This is a genomic window from Lentzea sp. DG1S-22 (genome assembly GCF_036321065.1).
Taxonomy (GTDB): Bacteria; Actinomycetota; Actinomycetes; order Mycobacteriales; family Pseudonocardiaceae; genus Lentzea; species Lentzea jiangxiensis.
Map to the genome: position 1 here is coordinate 1,197,574 of NZ_CP143276.1, position 14,959 is coordinate 1,212,532.

The following is a 14,959-nucleotide window of genomic DNA, read 5'->3' on the forward strand; positions in this document are numbered from 1 at the left end:
AGTTCCACCACCCGCACCACGACACCGAGGAGAGAACTGCCATGCGTGACATCAAGATCTACTCGTCCCTCTTCGCCGGCGGCCTGCACAACGGCCAGATCAAGTGGGAGGAGTACGTCCAGCCGGGGCGCAACGAGGTGGACGTGGAATGGCTCTACACCGCGGCGGAGACCGGTCCGACCGGTGCCGAGGCCTACATCGCCCACTTCAAGCCCGGTTCGCACGGCGACCTGCACGAGCACCTCGGTTTCGAGCTGCTGCTGATCCTCGAAGGCGAGCTGCACAACGACAACGGCGACCGCTACCCGGCGGGGACGATGTTCATCGAGAAGCCGGAGAGCGTGCACCAGGTGTCGTCTCCGACCGGGTGCTACGCGCTCGTGGTGCGGGAGAAGGGCACCCGCCGGCTCACCGACGACGAGGTGAGCGCCACCGTCGCCGCGAGTGCCGCGGCCGAGTAGGTCCCCTTCGCGGTGGGGCCGGGCTCCGGCCCCACCGCACCACGCCCGTGTCCTCACGACCGGCGACCCCGTGCAACGACCCAGGAGAACCTCCGATGTCCCAGCAGACGCAGGACCGACCACAGACCACCCAGCCCCCGCGGACCGACGACATCGTCATCGGGCGCACCGGAAAGAGGCACTCGTCCCGCTACCGCTGGGGCATCCTCGGCATCGGGATCTTCGCCCAGGCGGCGTTCAGCGCCGCGTTCCAGGGCATCCCGACCTCGGGTTCCATCCTCGCCGCCGCCTACGGCTACTCCCTGTCCCAGCTGGGACTCGTGCTCGCGGCCGTGACGGCGGGCATCTTCGTCACCGACGTGTTCTGGGGGATCCTCTCGGACCGCATCGGTGAGCGCACCGTGCTGATCGTCGGCCTGGGCGGCACGACCGCCACCCTCGCCTACGTCACCGCGTTCCTGGTTCCCGGCGGTGGCGCGGCTCCCGCGGCGTGGGCGCTGGCCGCGGTGCTGTTCCTGTCCGGTGCGCTCGGCGGCTGTGTCAACGGAGCGTCCGGCCGCGCGGTCATGGGCTGGTTCCCGGCCAACAAGCGGGGCTTCGCCATCAGCCTGAGGGTCGCCGCAGTGCCGCTGGGCGGCGCGCTCGGTGCCGCCATCCTGCCCTCGCTCGCCCTGGGCGCCGGCTTCCGGTGGGTGTTCGCGTTCCTGACGGTGTTCATGCTCGCGGCGACCGTCGCCGTCGTGCTGTGGCTGGACGAGCCGCCCATCGCGCGCACCAAGGCGTCCGGCGGCATCGCGGCGACGACGACCACCAGCCCTTTGCGGCGCTGGGACATCTGGCGCGTCGCGATCACCGCGTTCCTGCTCGACCTTCCGCAGTTCACCGTCCTCACCTTCGGCACGGTGTTCCTCACCTCGGAGATCGGCCTGCCGATCGAAGGCGTCGTGGTGGCGCTCGTGGTGGTCCAGGTCCTCGCCGCCGCCTCGCGGGTGTGGAGCGGCCGGTGGACCGACAACCGGGGAGGCCGGTACCGCAGAACCCTCGTGCGCGGGTACAGCTGGGCGATCGCCGTCGCGTTCGTCGGGGTGGCGGGCTACTCGTTCGCGCCGACGTGGCTGGTGATCGCGCTCTTCGTCACCGCCGGGTTCCTCGCCTGCGGCTGGCACGGCGTGCACTACGCCGAGATCGCCACGATGGCGGGCGCCGAGCGGTCGGGTACCGCGCTCGGCCTGGAGAACACGATGGTGTTCGGCGGCGCGTTCGTCACCCCGCTGATCATCCCGATCGTGCTGTCGGTGTCGTCGTGGCCGGTGGTGATGCTCGTCGTGGGCGCGGTGCCGGCGGTCGCCTCCGCGCTGATGATGCCGAAGGAGCAGCCGGTCGGCTGACCTCGCCGATCCGGAACGGCCGGGAAGCAGACGCTTCCCGGCCGTTCCGGCTGTTCGGCCAAGGGGCGTGGAACACGAAAAACCCCCGTCCTGAGACTTCAGGACGGGGGTTCGTCAGGGGGTTCGCGGTGGTGCAGGTTCACCAGTGGGTGTCCTCGACGCAGACCAGGAGGTCGGTGCTCCAGTGGGTGTCCTCCGGGCAGTCGCCGGGGCCCTCGGTGGTGGTCGCCGGCGTGTTCCAGTGCGTGTCAGCCGCAGAGGCCGTGCCGCTCGCGATTCCGAGGACGGCGAGCGTGGCGATGATGAGCGAGATCAGGGTCGAGGCGGCGGACTTGCGGCTGGCGAACATCTTTACCTCCGGTGTTCTCGGGGGCGTTCCCCCTGGCTGACACCAGTTCAGCCACCGGCTCCATCGGTCCTCGATCGGTGCTCTGTCGGTCTGTGCAGGGTGGGTCGATAGCGAGTCGATAGCGGTGGAGGCGGGTCTATCGCCTTCGGAAAAGGGCGTTCAGCGTGCCGTAGTCGACACCCCCTTCCAGCTCCTCGCAGGTGCCTGTGGCCAGGAGTTCCGCGGCGGCGCGTTCGGCGACGGCGTACGCGGCCTGGGCGACGAGCGGGCCGACGCTGAGCCGGCGCACGCCCGCGGCCTCGAACTCGGCCGCGGTCGGTGCGCCCGGGAAGGCCAGCACGTTGAGCGGCAGTGCGGACGCCTCGGCGATGTGGCTGATCGCGTCGAGGTCGCTGAGCCCGATGACGTAGAGGCAGTCCGCGCCGGCGTCCGCGTACGCGGCGGCACGGGCCAGCACCTCGTCGAGCCGTCCCCCCGGTGCCCCGATGCCGAGCAGGTAGACGTCGATCCGCGCGTTGACCAGCAGTTCCGGCAGCCCTGCCGAGGCCGCCGCGGCACGAACCCCGGCCAGGCGCTCACCCTGTTCGGAGATGCCGAACAGGGTGCCGTCGTCCTTCGAGTCCTCGACGTTGACGCCGACCGCGCCGGCATCGATCACCTCGCTGACGGTGGCGGCCAGGTCGTCGTAGCCGCCTTCGACGTCGGCGGTGACCGGCACGCCGACCGCGGCCGCGATCCTGGCGACGGCACCGACCGCCTCGGCGCGGCTGAGTCCCTGACCGTCGCGGCGGCCGAGCGACCACGCCACACCGGCGCTGGTCGTCGCGATCGCTTTCGCCCCCGCCCGCTCGACGAGCGCGGCACTGGCGGCGTCCCACGCGTTGGGCAGGACCAGCAGGCCGTCGTCGTGCAGGCTCCGGAACGCCGTCGCTTTCTGGTTCACCATCATCGCCTCATTCGGTGTCTGTGCGGGGCCAGGCCAGAGCGGCCAGGGTGTCGTCGACCAGGCTGCGCGCCGCGCCCAGGTAGCCGCTGGGCCGGGTCAGGTCGGCGAGCTCCGTCGCGGTCAGGTGCGCGGTCACCGCGGGGTCCGCGGCGAGTACGTCGTGCAACGGCGTCCTCGTGTGGTGGGCGGTGAGGGACGCGGCGCGGATCGCCGTGACCGCCTCGGTGCGGCCGAGGCGCGGCACCAGGGTGGCGGACAGGCGCTCCGAGACGATCAGGCCGTGCGTCAGGTCGAGGTTGTCGCGCATCCGTTCGGTGTCCACGGTCAGGCCTTCGACCAGTTCCACGGCGGTTTCGGCGGCGCCCGCGGTGAGCCGGAGCAGCTCGCGCAGCGGGTGCCACTCGGCGTGCCAGGCGCCGGCGGGGCGCTCGTCCTCCGCGGGCAGGCACGACGCCAGGGTCGCGATGAGGCCCGGTGTCTGGGTGGCGGCCGCGCGGATGAGGGTGGCCAGCGCCGGGTTTCGCTTGTGCGGCATGGCGGACGAGACTCCGCGGCCTTCCGCGAAGGGTTCGGCGACCTCGCTGATCTCGGTGCGCGACAACACCTGCACGTCCACGGCGATCTTGCCGAGCACACCGGTGACGAGTGCCGCGGCGAAGCCGGTCTCGGCGATGGGAATCCTGTTGGTGTGCCAGGGGAGCAGCGGTGCCGACAGTCCCGTCTGCTTGGCGAACTCCTCACCGAGCAGCCGCGCGTAGTTCTCGGCGACCTCGCCGCCGGACTCGGCCTTCGCGCTCTCCAGGTAGCCGGCGAGGGTGCCCGCCGCGCCGCCGAGCTGGATCGGCAACGTCAGTCTGCTCAACCGTTTCGCGGCGTCGTGCACGGCCGTCGCCCAGCCCGCGGCCTTGAGGCCGAACGTGACGGGGACGGCGTGCGCGCCGAGGGTGCGGCCGGCCATGAGCGTGTCGCGGTGTGCCGCGGCGAGCCGCAGCGCGGCGGTCTCGACCCGCCGGAGGTCTTCGAGGATCTCGGTGCTGGTGCGGGCCACGACGAGCATGGCGGCGGTGTCGAGGATGTCCTGGCTCGTCGAGCCGCGGTGCACGTGCTGCGCGGCCGCGGGGTCGACCTCCGCCACGGCCGCGCCGAGTGCGCCCACCACGGCCACCACGGGGTTCGCGGCACCGCGGGCCGCCCTGGCCAGGGCGACGAGGTCGAACTCCGCGGTGCCGGCGACCTCCGTGATGACGTCGGCCGCGTGGCGCGGTGCCACGCCGAGTGTCGCCTGAGCTCGCACCAGGGCGGCCTCGGCGTCGAGCATGGCGCGCAACCACGCGGCGTCGTCGGTCAGCGACGCGGCCACGACGCCCGCGCGCACGGGGGCGAGGAGCCCGCTGTCGAGGGAAGCGCTGTCACGGGAAGCGCTGTCGGGCATGACGGACTCCTGGGTGGAAGGGGTCGGAGAAGGCTGGTGGGGGAGGGAGCGGGTAGGAGGGAGCGGGGCGCCGCCAGGGGAGGTGCGGCGCCCCGCGGGATCGGGGACTGACCGGCTCAGAAGCCGGCGATGAGCGACGACCGCGGCACGGCCGCGGTCGCCGCGACGCACGCCTGGGCGACCGCGTCCGCGTCGGCGAGGATCACCGAGTTGACGCCGGGACGGATGCCCGCCGCCGTCACCCAGTGCACCGTCTCGGTGGGCACGCCGAAGGCGAACCGGCGCGGGTGCGGTACCCGTCCGGGGCCGAGCACGGGGTACGGGCGCGGGCCCACGGCGAGGCCGCCCGTCTCGTAGTGGCCGCCGCCGGAGAGGGGGATGCGGTGCAGCACGCACTCGCCGCGGGCGAGCAGTCCGCCCAGCAGCGGGTCCGTGGTGGTGCGGATGTCCGGCTCCGGCAGCCGCGCCTCGATCAGCGTGGTCACCTGGACCGGCTCGCCCGGAACCCGGGCCGAACTCACCAGGAACGAGGCCCCGTCGGGAGCCGGGCGGACCTCCATGCCCGGTCCCATCACGCGCAGCACGCCGGCCTCGATCAGCGCGATCATCTCCTCGATCCGCCGCACGGGCGGGCCGATGGACACGAAGGCGTTGAACGGCGTGTACCACTTCTGCAGGTCGTCGCGGTACGAGTCGCCGCTGATCCCGGAGTGGTCGACGATCTGGCGGATCTCGTTGCGCAGGTCGCGCATGGCGTCCAAAGCGGACTTGACGGGGCTCTGCACGTTGCCGCGCAACGCTTCCCGCACGTCGTCCTTCAGGTACGACACGAGCCACGTGCGGTACGAGCCGGTGTCTTCGAACTCCTGGTCGCCGTACGGCTTGGAGATGGCGTTCCAGTCCCAGCGGTCGGCCTCCGCGATGCCGAAGCGGTCGAGGAGCATGTTCTCCGCGTCGGACCTCGGCTGGTCGAACGGTTCTCCGACGGGGGTGTTCGCGAACTCCTCCTCGCACACCGCGCGGTACCGCCGGGAGAACACCTCCGCCTCGCAGGAGCACGAGCGCTGGGCGACCAGTGCCGTGTAGTACACCGAACGGACCTCGCGGTCGATCAGCGGCCAGATCTCCGTGCGGAAGTCGGCGGGACGGCCCCGCTCGGCGCGCCGGCGCAGGGTGCGGATCACCCACGGTGTCAGGAAGAGCGGTTCGTGGCGGCCGAAGGCTCCCTTCTGGTTCTCGCCGCGGGCGGTGTACGGGACGCCGCGGCGGGAGCCCGCGATCAGCACCGGTTCCGCGCCGGACGGGTGGTAGGTGAGCGATCCGTCGTCGGAGCGGGCGAACCGGCCGCCGCGTCCCGTGGTCAGCAGGGCCATGTGGTCGAAGAAGTTGAGGCCCATTCCGCGCAACGCGATCTCGTCGCCGGGCTGGACGAACGACAGGTCGGCGTTCGCGGGGTTGCCGGGAGCGACGTAGTTCAGCCCGTTGCGAGCCGCGTGCTCGGCGAGCTCGAGCTCCATCTCGGACATCATCGTCGGCAGGTGGCCCTGGGTGAGGACCACCGAGTCGAGTCCTTCGAGGACGGTGCCGTCGCCGAGCTCGACGACCTGCGTCCCGTCCTCGGCGTCGGTCAGGTTGACGGCGGTCGCGGTGTGCAGGGTGATGGTCAGGTTGGCCGAGGCGGTCCGCAGCAGGTGCCGCAGCACCCACCGCAGGTAGTGGCCGTACAGCGCGCGGGTGGGGTAGGAGTCCGCACCGAGGTCGCGACATTCGGCACGCACCCAGTCCGGCAGCAGGTCCTCCTTGCCGAGGTGCTCGGCGAACCGCGCCCACTCGTGCAAGCTCGGTCCCGGCACGATCGGGCCCGCGCAGGTGACGGTCTCGTCGGCGAACATGGTGATCTGGGCTGCGACTGTGTTCATCAGCAGCTCTCGTGACTGGTCGACGCGCCACACCGCGCTGCCGCTGTGCAGGTTCGGGTCCACGACGTGGACGGTGATCGACTGGGGTGGGTTCTGCGCCGCAGCCGTCGAGTGCAGGCGCTCCAGCACCGACAACCCGCGTGGCCCCGCGCCGATGATGCAGATGTGCGTCACGGTGTCCTCCAGTGGGCACGACCACACTCGGCCCCTCGCGGTGGGGGAGTCGGTCGGAAAAGGTCGGGAAGGGGGAGATCAGCGCTCGACGTCGGCCAGCACGGGGCGCATGACGCCCGCCATCTTGCGGCCGAGACCCATCGCGAGGAGCTCGAGCTTGCCCATGAGAGCGCCGAAGTCGGACGGCAGCAGCGCCTGCTTGCCGTCGCACAGCGCCTGCTCCGGCGCGACGTGCACGTCGATCAGCAGGGCGTCCGCGCCGGCAGCGGCCGCGGCCATCGAGACGGGCTCGACGAGTGCCGGGATGCCGACGGAGTGGCTCGGGTCGACCATCACCGGCAGGTGCGAACGCTGCTTCATCAGCGCCACCGCCGAGATGTCGAGCGTGAACCGGGTGGCGTGCTCGAACGTCCTGATGCCGCGCTCGCACAGGATGACCTGGTCGTTGCCCTGCGCCAGCACGTACTCCGCGGCCGCCAGCGTCTCGTCGACGGTGCAGCCGAAGCCGCGTTTGAGCACCACCGGCCGGCCGGACTTGCCGACCTCGGTCAGCAGCTCGAAGTTCTGCATGTTGCGGGCGCCGATCTGCAGGCCGTCGGCGATCTCCGCGACCCGTTCGACGTGGCGGGGGTCGAGCACCTCGGTGAGGATCGGCAGGCCGGTGTGCTGGCGGGCTCCGGCGAGCAGTTCCAGGCCGGCCCACTTGAGGCCCTGGAAGGAGTACGGCGACGTGCGGGGCTTGAACGCGCCGCCGCGCAGGCCGACCGACCCGTAGTTGGCCGCGACGTCGGCGCAGGCGAGCAGCTGCTGCTCGTTCTCCACCGCGCAGGGACCGGCGAACACGTTGAGGGAACCGTCGCCGACGGCCGCGTCACCGATGCGCACGATCGTTCCCTGAGGGCGCAGCTCCCTGCGGCCCAGCCGGAAGTCGCCCGTCACCGCGACCTTCGCCACCGGTGCGGTGAACGACGCGGGTGCCCTGGTTTCGACACCCGGACCGTGGGCGAGGATCACCGGTGCGTCACCCAGGAACTGCTGGACGGCGGTGGTGCCGTTGGTGTCGAAGAACTGCAGCCACTCGTTGAGGCGGGAAGCCGGGGTGCCGGGGGCGAAGGAAAGAATCGACTGACTGGACACGGTGAACCTCCTGGGCGCGGAAGAAAGTCTGGTGTGGAAGAAGTTCCGGTGTGGACACTCGTGCCCCGCGGCAACGGACCACCGCGGGGCACGAGCAGGGGGTGGGACCGACCGGTCAGGCCGTCACTGCGGCGAACGACCGGGGGTCGGCGGACGTGGTGTAGGCGGGCAGGTCGGCGTACTTCTCGCGGAGGTTCCGCTTGAGCACCTTGCCGGTGACGCCGACGGGGAAGTCCTCGTCGGTGCGCGCCAGCTCGAGCGCGCCGAGCGTGAGGTGGCCCGCACGGGCGAGCTCCTCGTTGGCGAGCCGCAGCATCTTGTCCGGGTTCGGATCGGTGCCCGGCTGCGGCACGACCACCGCGACCGGGACGACGTCCCCGCCGGCCCGGCCCGCGACGACCGCGCAGTCCACGACGTCGGGCACGTCGGCGAGCAGGATCTCCTCCATGAACACCGAGTAACCGGTGCGCTCGGGGGTGACCAGCGCGTCGACCGTCCGGTCCACCAGGAAGTGGTCGCCGTTGGAGTCGCGGTAGCCGTTGTCGCCGGTGAGCCAGTAGCCCGACAGGCGGCTGCTGTAGTTGAGGCCGTGGTTGTCCCAGTAGCCCGGCGTGATGGCCGGTCCCTTGGCCGCGAGCAGGCCGACCTCGTTGTCGTCGGCGTAGGTGCCGTCGGGGCGCAGGATCGTCACTTCGGCGACCCCGACCGGCTTGCCCGCACACCGGTCGTTGCGCTCGGTGTCGAGCGTGCGGACCTTGAGCAGCACACCCCAGCCGAGCTCCGTCGTGCCGAGCCGGTCGAAGAACGCCGACTGCGGCAGGTCCGGACTGCGCCGGCCGAGGATGTCCTTGATGTGCGCCTCGTGCACCGCGTCACCGATGGACACCCACACGTTGACCGAGTCCAGTGCTCCCGGCGCCAGGTCCAGCGCGGGGATCTCGGAGTAGGCGTGGGCGAACGACATGACCGTGGTCGGCTTGAACTCGGCCACCGCCCCGGCCATCTCCTCGCCGGGACGGTCGAAGCCCGCGGTGGTCTGCGAGCCCGACAGCACCGCGTACACGGTGTAGGCGATGCAGCCCAGGTGCGACTGCGGGAGGCTGGTCATGGTCATCGAGCCCGGCTGTTCCTTGAAGTCGACCAGCCGGAACTTCGGACCCGCGACGATGGAGCCGTGGGTGTGGATGGTCGGCTTGGGCAGGCCGGTGGTGCCCGACGAGTGCAGGATCGTGACCGGGTCCTCGTCGTGGTGGCGGAACTTCATCTCCGTCGTCAGCTCGGCCTGTGGCGGGAAGGGCTGCTCCTCCGCCACCTGGGTCCACCGGACGGACGGCAGGGTCGCCGCGAAGTCCGCCAGCATGTCCATCCTGGACTGTCCGGCGAAGATGCCGACCGGGGTCGTCTGACCGGTCAGCGACTCGGCGATCTCCCGGGACGCCTTGGTGTTGATCAGCACCGCGATGGCGCCGATCTGGGCCAGTGCGTAGAAGTGGACGTGGTAGGCGAAGGTGTCCTCGATCCACACGACCACGCGGTCGCGCGGGCGGACGCCCTTCTCGTCGTGGTACCAGACCGCCCAGCTCTGCACGAGCTCGTCCAGTTGCAGCAGGCTGAACTCGTTCTGGGGCTCGCCCTTGGTGTTCAGCAGCGGCTTCAGGGTGCGGAGGAACGGCTGGTCCGGAGCCGGGCTCGCGGCGATGGCGGAGGCGAGCAGGTTGCCGCCGCCGATCGTGGGGTCCGCGGCGACGGCGGCGCGCTGTTCGACGTTGAGGACGGTGGGTGCGAACGTGGTCATGAAGATTCCCCTCTCGCGGTGCTGACAGGTGTTTCGCTCTGGCCGGCTTCGTTCTGCGTCTGGAACATCTGGGCGCAGAGGGCGCCGTACCCGGGCAGTCGATCGCCCAGCACGGAACGCAGAGTCGACAGAAGATCGGTGAACTCGGCCTCTCCCGCGCCGACCGCGGCGGCAAGGGTGGCCGTGCCCGCGCGCAGAGCGTCGCGGGCGGTCTCGGCGAACGGGTTCGCCGACTGGACGTCCCAGTAGACCTCGGGGGTACCGCCCGCGATCCGCGCCAGCAGTGCCAGCAGGGTCGCGTGCGGGGGTGGGGCGAGCGCGGCGAGCTCGTCCGCGGTGACGTCGAGCTCGGCCAGCGCCGCGCCGAACGACAGGACGGCGGCGTGCGTGAGCGCCTGGGACGCCGCGGCCAGCCGGTCGTGCCGGTCGGCTGTCACACGGACGACACGGGCACCCGCGCCGGTCAGCAGGTCGAGCAGCTCCTCGGTGCGCGGGCCGCCGCCGAGCTCCACGGCAGCCACCGGCCGGCCGGGGAAACCCAGTGAGGGAGCGAACATCGGGTTGAGCCCGAGAAGCTCCACATCTGATCGGACGTGGGTGGCCGCTGCGGCGTAACGGCTCTTGACCGACAGCGTGTCGACGACCAGCGCGCCGGGCGAGAGCACCGCGGCGACCGGTCCGAGTGCTCGCAGAGCCACGGGTTCCGGCACCGCGAGCACCACGACGTCGGCCATGGCGAGCTCGGCCGCGAGCAGCGCGTCGGGAGCGGTGATGTCGGCTCCGGACGCGCTGTCCGCGACGTGCACCTCGGAGCCCGAGGCCGTCAGCAGTTCGACGAACAACGTGCCCACCGCGCCGTGCCCGCCGGCGACGACGCAGCGGGTCGTCATGCCACGTCCCCGATCGCGGTCTCGAGGGCGGTGTCGACGACCGCGGTCACCATGGCGCGGGACTTCACCGCGGTCTCGGCGAACTCCTCCTCGGCGTCCGACAGTGCGATGATCGCGCCACCGACGCCGAAGCGGACACCGGACGCGGTCGCCACGAGCGTGCGGATGACGATGTTGAGGTCGACCGCGCCGCTGAGGCCGAACCAGCCGATCGCGCCGGAGTAGACGCCGCGCGGGCCCTCCTCCAGCCGGTCGATGATCTCCATCGTGCGCAGCTTCGGCGCACCGGTCATCGAGCCGCCGGGGAACGCCGCCCGCACGCAGGCCACCGCCGACTGGTCTGCCCGCAGCGTGCCGCGGATCGTCGACACCAGCTGGTGGACCGGCGCGTAGGTCTCCACGTCGAACAGCTTCGGCACGTGCACCGAGCCGATCTCCGACACGACGTTGAGGTCGTTGCGGATCAGGTCGACGATCATGAGGTTCTCGGCCTGGTCCTTCTCGTTGGAGAACAGGTCGGCCTTGAGGGCCTCGTCCTCCTCCGGCGTGGCGCCGCGCGGCCGGGTGCCCTTGATCGGCTTGGCCTCGGCGACGCGGTCCACGCCGATCGACAGGAACCGCTCCGGCGAGGCGCTCATGACCGAGACACCGGGGAAGTCGAGGAAAGCGCCGTACGGCACCGGACTGATGCCGCGCAGGTGCGTGTAGGTGGTCAGCGGGTCGATCCGCACGTCCATGCTCACCTCGTTGGTGAGGCAGATCTCGTACGACTCGCCGTGGTCGATCTCGTGGAAGCACTCGTTGATGCGCTTGAGGTACGCGTCGTGGTCGTGTCGCAGCACGGCGATCTTGCGCGCCGCCGGCGAGTTCATGTCGGACCACTGCGTCGTCCGCGCGGCGTTCTCCCCGGCCCTCGTCGTGGCGGCGACCTGGTCGCCCATGACCGAGAGCCAGGCCAGGGCGTCGGCGTCCACGCCGTCGAGGCTCAGCGCGAGCAGGTACGTCTCGCCCGCGACGTGGTCGACCGCGATGAGCCGGTCGGCGAACACCATCGCCGCGTCCGGTTCCTCCGCCTGGTTCACCGCGTGCGCGCCGGACTCGGCCTTGAGCTCGTAGCCGAGGTAGCCGACGTAGCCGAGGTTGAAGTCGAACGGCACGCCCTCCGGTGTCGGGATGGCGCGCTGGGCGAGCTGCTCGTCGAGGTAGGCGAAGAAGGGCGACTCGACCTCGGTGGTGGTGCCGTTCTTCTCGACGGTGACCGTGTTATCCGAGATCCGGTAACTCAGGTACTCGGCGAGCGGCCCGGAGGCGTCACCCATGTACGAGAACCGCGACAGGCCGTCGATCACCGAGCTGCTGTCCAGCCAGAACGGCCGGCTGCCGCCGGCGAAGAGCTTGCGGAACAACGATTCCGTGTCCGGCAGCGCCGCCACTTTGCGCACGTGCACCTGATAACCGCGGCTGCGGGACAGGGCGAGGTCGCGGAAGTTGGCGAGGAGCTCACGGCCGTACTCGCTGCTGATGGACTCCGGGTGGAACTGCACGCCCCAGATCGGCAGGCTGCGGTGCCGGACGCCCATGACGATGCCGTCGGTCCAGGCGACCGGCTCCAGGCAGTCGGGCAGCGAGGTCGCGGCCAGCGAGTGGTAGCGCACCACGTTGTACGGCGAGGGCAGCCCGGCGAAGACGTCCACGCCGGTGTGCTCCACCGGGAACACCCGCCCGTGCACCGGCGCCGGCGCCAGCCCGACCGTGCCGCCGAAGAGGTGGCAGATGCCCTGGTGACCGAGGCAGACGCCGAGCACGGGCAGTCCGCTCTCCAGGATCGCCTTGGCGCTCACCCCGAAGTCGGTGTCGACGTCCGGACTGCCCGGACCGGGGGAGATGACGACCGCGTCGAACTCGCTCACGTCGATCGAAGACCAGTCGACGTCGTTGCGGACCACGGTGGGCGCCACGCCGTTGACCTCGCCGAGCAGCTGGAAGAGGTTGTAGGTGAAGGAGTCGTAGTTGTCGATCAGAAGCGTGCGCATGGTGGGGCCGCCCTTTCGCAGCTCTCGCGGTGGCTCAGGCGCCGATGACCTCGTCCTCCACGCGGCAGGTCTCAGCGATGATCAGGTCGTAGAGGGTGCGCAGGAAGTCCAGGTCGACGCCGTGCTCGAGGCCGTAGTCGGCCGCCCGCCGCTGGACGATGCCTATCCGGTGCGGCTGCATCATCGGCACGTCGTGTTCGCGCTTGTGCACCGCGATGTCCACGCACACCTCGATGCGCCGGCGCAGCGTGTCGAGCAGCACGACGTCGATCGCGTCGAGCTTGGCGCGCAGGGCTTCCAGGGCGTCGTTCGTGACGGGGACGGTGGTCGGAGCGGTCATGTCGGATCCTCCGGACGTGCGACGAGGCCTCCGGCTCGTGCGTCCGGAGGCCTCGTCGGCGGGATGGAGCAAGGGGTGTGCGGCGCCCCTGGCTCGTTACGTCCAGGGGGCCGCCGACTGGGTGTGCGACGAGGCCTCCGGCTCGTGCGTCCGGAGGCCTCGTCGGCGGGAGGTGTGGGGTCCGGGTACGCGGCGAGGCCCCTGGCCGTGTCTCGCCAGGGGCCTCGCCGGTGGGGAGCTAGCTGAAGTCGAAATCGCCCGTGCGGGTCCGCTTCAGCTCGAAGAACCGGGGGTACGCGGCCAGTTCGACCGCCGCGTCGAACAACCGGGCGGCCTGCTCGCCGCGCGGGATCGACATGAAGACCGGACCGAAGAAGGCCACGCCGTCGATGTGGATCGTCGGCGTGCCCACCTCCTCGCCGACCGGGTCCATGCCGCGGTGGTGCGAGGCCCGCAGCCTCTCGTCGTACTCGTCGGAGCCGGCGGCCTCGGCGAGGGACGGGTCGAGGTCGAGCGCGGCCAGTGCCTCCGCGATGACGGACGGGTAGTCCTTGTTGCCGCCGTTGTGGATCCGCGTGCCGAGCTCGGTGTAGAGCTCGCGCAGGACCTGGTCGCCGTACTTGCCGGCGGCGGCGATCGCGACCCGCACCGGGCCCCAGGCCCGGTCGCAGAACTCGCGGTACCAGGGCTCGATCTCCTTGTGCTCGTTGAGCACCGACAGGCTCATCACCTGGAAGGACAGGTCGATGTCGCGGTGCTGTTCCACCTCGAGGATCCAGCGGGACGTGATCCAGGCGAACGGGCAGGCCGGGTCGAAGTAGAAGTCGACGCGCGGTTTCTGGGCCGTCATGAGGGTGTTCTCCGGTTCGGTTGCGGTTCGGCGGCTTCCTTCACGACGCGGGCGAGCCTGCGCACGCCGATCGTGATGGCATCCGGTTCTGGATAGGAATACGACACCCGGAGGTGGTCGTCACCGCTGCCGTCGGCGAAGAAACCCGTTCCGGGGACATATGCCACCCCTTCCTGGATCGCCCGCGGCAGCATCGCCTTGGCCCGCACGCCGTCCGGCAGCGCGAGCCAGAGGAAGAAGCCGCCCTCCGGCACCTGCCACCGGGTGCCGCGCGGCATCAGCGCCGAGAGCGCCGCGACCATGGTCTGCCGGCGTTCCCAGTAGAGCTCGCGCAACGCCTTGACGTGGTCGATCCACGGCTCGTCGGCCAGGTACCGGGCGACGGCGACCTGGGCGAGTCCCGAGTGGCAGAGCATCGCGGCCTCGGCGGCCAGCACCACCTTGGCGGTGACCTCCGCGGGGGCGAGCGCCCAGCCGACCCGCAGCCCCGGCGCCAGGATCTTCGAGAACGACCCGAGGTACACCACGCCGGGGTGCGCGGCGCGCAACGCGGCCAGTGGCTCACCTTCCAGGCGCAGCAACCCGTACGGGTTGTCCTCCACCACCTGCAGTCCGATCCGGTCGCACGTGGCGAGCACCTCGGCCCGCCGCGCCGCGCTGAGCGTGACGCCGGAGGGGTTCCCGAAGTTCGGCACCGTGTAGAGGAACGCCACCCGCCGGCCGGACCTGCGCACCCCGTCCACCGCCTCGGCGATGGCGGGACCGCTGAGGCCCGCGCCGTCGTCGGGGACGTGCCGGACCTGCACCCCGTGCGCGGAGAACGTGGCCAGCGCGCCGACGTAGGCGGGCGACTCCGCGAGCACGACGTCTCCTGGATCGGCCAGCACGGCGGTGACCAGGTCGAGCGCCTGCTGCGCGCCGGTGGTGACGACGACGTCGTCCGGGTGTGCGGCGATGCCTTCCTCCGCCATCACGCCGCAGATCATCTCGCGCAGGCCGGGAGCGCCCTGCCCGGTGGCGTACTGCAGCGCGCCGGGCTCGGCGGCGACCTCACCGAGGATGCGCGCCAGCACCTGGCTGGGCAGCGCGTCCGCGGCCGGCATGCCGCCTGCCAGTGACACCACACCGGGGCGCGCCGCCACGGCGAACAGCGCCCGGATCTCCGAGGCGCGCAGGCCCCGGCTGCGAATGCTGAATCTCTCCGAGGGATCCATCACGGACTCCTCCTCTCAGTGTGTCGCGACA

13 protein-coding genes are annotated in these 14,959 nt (G+C 71.1%); 2 read left to right on the top strand and 11 right to left on the bottom strand.

All coding sequences use genetic code 11. The features are described from left to right. Window positions 1–41: 41 nt before the first annotated feature. Together V1227_RS05265 and V1227_RS05270 are read left to right on the top strand one after the other, a co-directional pair. Window positions 42–461, top strand: coding sequence for a cupin domain-containing protein (locus V1227_RS05265; protein WP_236224483.1), 420 nt, complete (start codon window positions 42–44; stop codon window positions 459–461). Between the two features lie 95 nt (window positions 462–556). Continuing rightward, window positions 557–1,849: an MFS transporter gene (locus tag V1227_RS05270; protein ID WP_329791330.1), complete on the top strand. Its 1,293-nt coding sequence runs from the start codon at window positions 557–559 to the stop codon at window positions 1,847–1,849. A 139-nt stretch (window positions 1,850–1,988) separates the two neighbouring features. On the opposite strand, the gene V1227_RS05275 is transcribed toward V1227_RS05270, so the two are convergent. The 11 genes from V1227_RS05275 to V1227_RS05325 all read right to left on the bottom strand — a co-directional run bounded on the left by V1227_RS05275 (window position 1,989) and on the right by V1227_RS05325 (window position 14,928). Beyond that, the gene (locus V1227_RS05275) at window positions 1,989–2,198 is read right to left on the bottom strand and encodes a hypothetical protein (protein WP_329791331.1); all 210 of its coding nucleotides are present in this window, start codon (window positions 2,196–2,198) and stop codon (window positions 1,989–1,991) included. A 136-nt stretch (window positions 2,199–2,334) separates the two neighbouring features. Then, a complete protein-coding gene (locus V1227_RS05280; RefSeq protein WP_329791332.1) occupies window positions 2,335–3,144 on the bottom strand; it encodes an isocitrate lyase/PEP mutase family protein in 810 nt (269 codons plus the stop codon). Window positions 3,145–3,151: 7 nt separating this feature from the next. Next, window positions 3,152–4,576 (bottom strand): class-II fumarase/aspartase family protein, encoded by a 1,425-nt coding sequence (locus V1227_RS05285; RefSeq protein ID WP_329791333.1) that lies wholly within the window; start codon window positions 4,574–4,576, stop codon window positions 3,152–3,154. A 116-nt stretch (window positions 4,577–4,692) separates the two neighbouring features. Next, a complete protein-coding gene (locus tag V1227_RS05290; RefSeq protein ID WP_329791334.1) occupies window positions 4,693–6,669 on the bottom strand; it encodes an FAD/NAD(P)-binding protein in 1,977 nt (658 codons plus the stop codon). Between the two features lie 78 nt (window positions 6,670–6,747). After that, entirely contained in the window at window positions 6,748–7,806 is a 1,059-nt protein-coding gene (gene aroF, locus V1227_RS05295; RefSeq protein WP_236224488.1) for a 3-deoxy-7-phosphoheptulonate synthase, read from the bottom strand. Window positions 7,807–7,921: 115 nt separating this feature from the next. Then, window positions 7,922–9,601, bottom strand: coding sequence for a class I adenylate-forming enzyme family protein (locus V1227_RS05300; protein ID WP_329791335.1), 1,680 nt, complete (start codon window positions 9,599–9,601; stop codon window positions 7,922–7,924). Next, entirely contained in the window at window positions 9,598–10,491 is an 894-nt protein-coding gene (locus tag V1227_RS05305) for a prephenate dehydrogenase/arogenate dehydrogenase family protein (protein WP_329791336.1), read from the bottom strand. Before V1227_RS05305 ends, V1227_RS05300 begins: the two co-directional genes overlap by 4 nt. Then, window positions 10,488–12,524, bottom strand: a complete 2,037-nt coding sequence (gene pabB, locus V1227_RS05310) for an aminodeoxychorismate synthase component I (RefSeq protein ID WP_329791337.1) — start codon at window positions 12,522–12,524, stop codon at window positions 10,488–10,490. The genes V1227_RS05305 and pabB overlap by 4 nt, the downstream gene beginning before the upstream one ends. A 34-nt stretch (window positions 12,525–12,558) precedes the next feature. Continuing rightward, complete coding sequence (locus V1227_RS05315) at window positions 12,559–12,864, bottom strand: chorismate mutase family protein (RefSeq protein WP_090104770.1); 306 nt, start codon at window positions 12,862–12,864, stop codon at window positions 12,559–12,561. Between the two features lie 238 nt (window positions 12,865–13,102). Next, window positions 13,103–13,714, bottom strand: coding sequence for a mycothiol-dependent nitroreductase Rv2466c family protein (locus V1227_RS05320; protein WP_329791338.1), 612 nt, complete (start codon window positions 13,712–13,714; stop codon window positions 13,103–13,105). Next, window positions 13,711–14,928: an aminotransferase-like domain-containing protein gene (locus V1227_RS05325; RefSeq protein WP_329791339.1), complete on the bottom strand. Its 1,218-nt coding sequence runs from the start codon at window positions 14,926–14,928 to the stop codon at window positions 13,711–13,713. Before V1227_RS05325 ends, V1227_RS05320 begins: the two co-directional genes overlap by 4 nt. Window positions 14,929–14,959 lie beyond the last annotated feature (31 nt).

Excerpts from the sequence above, each read along its gene's own strand:
- V1227_RS05265 (WP_236224483.1), top strand. The coding sequence starts at position 42 with ATGCGTGACATCAAGATCTACTCGTCCCTCTTCGCCGGCGGCCTGCAC.
- V1227_RS05270 (WP_329791330.1), top strand. The coding sequence starts at position 557 with ATGTCCCAGCAGACGCAGGACCGACCACAGACCACCCAGCCCCCGCGG.
- V1227_RS05275 (WP_329791331.1), bottom strand. The coding sequence starts at position 2,198 with ATGTTCGCCAGCCGCAAGTCCGCCGCCTCGACCCTGATCTCGCTCATC.
- V1227_RS05280 (WP_329791332.1), bottom strand. The coding sequence starts at position 3,144 with ATGGTGAACCAGAAAGCGACGGCGTTCCGGAGCCTGCACGACGACGGC.
- V1227_RS05285 (WP_329791333.1), bottom strand. The coding sequence starts at position 4,576 with ATGCCCGACAGCGCTTCCCGTGACAGCGCTTCCCTCGACAGCGGGCTC.
- V1227_RS05300 (WP_329791335.1), bottom strand. The coding sequence starts at position 9,601 with ATGACCACGTTCGCACCCACCGTCCTCAACGTCGAACAGCGCGCCGCC.
- V1227_RS05305 (WP_329791336.1), bottom strand. The coding sequence starts at position 10,491 with ATGACGACCCGCTGCGTCGTCGCCGGCGGGCACGGCGCGGTGGGCACG.
- pabB (WP_329791337.1), bottom strand. The coding sequence starts at position 12,524 with ATGCGCACGCTTCTGATCGACAACTACGACTCCTTCACCTACAACCTC.
- V1227_RS05315 (WP_090104770.1), bottom strand. The coding sequence starts at position 12,864 with ATGACCGCTCCGACCACCGTCCCCGTCACGAACGACGCCCTGGAAGCC.
- V1227_RS05320 (WP_329791338.1), bottom strand. The coding sequence starts at position 13,714 with ATGACGGCCCAGAAACCGCGCGTCGACTTCTACTTCGACCCGGCCTGC.
- V1227_RS05325 (WP_329791339.1), bottom strand. The coding sequence starts at position 14,928 with ATGGATCCCTCGGAGAGATTCAGCATTCGCAGCCGGGGCCTGCGCGCC.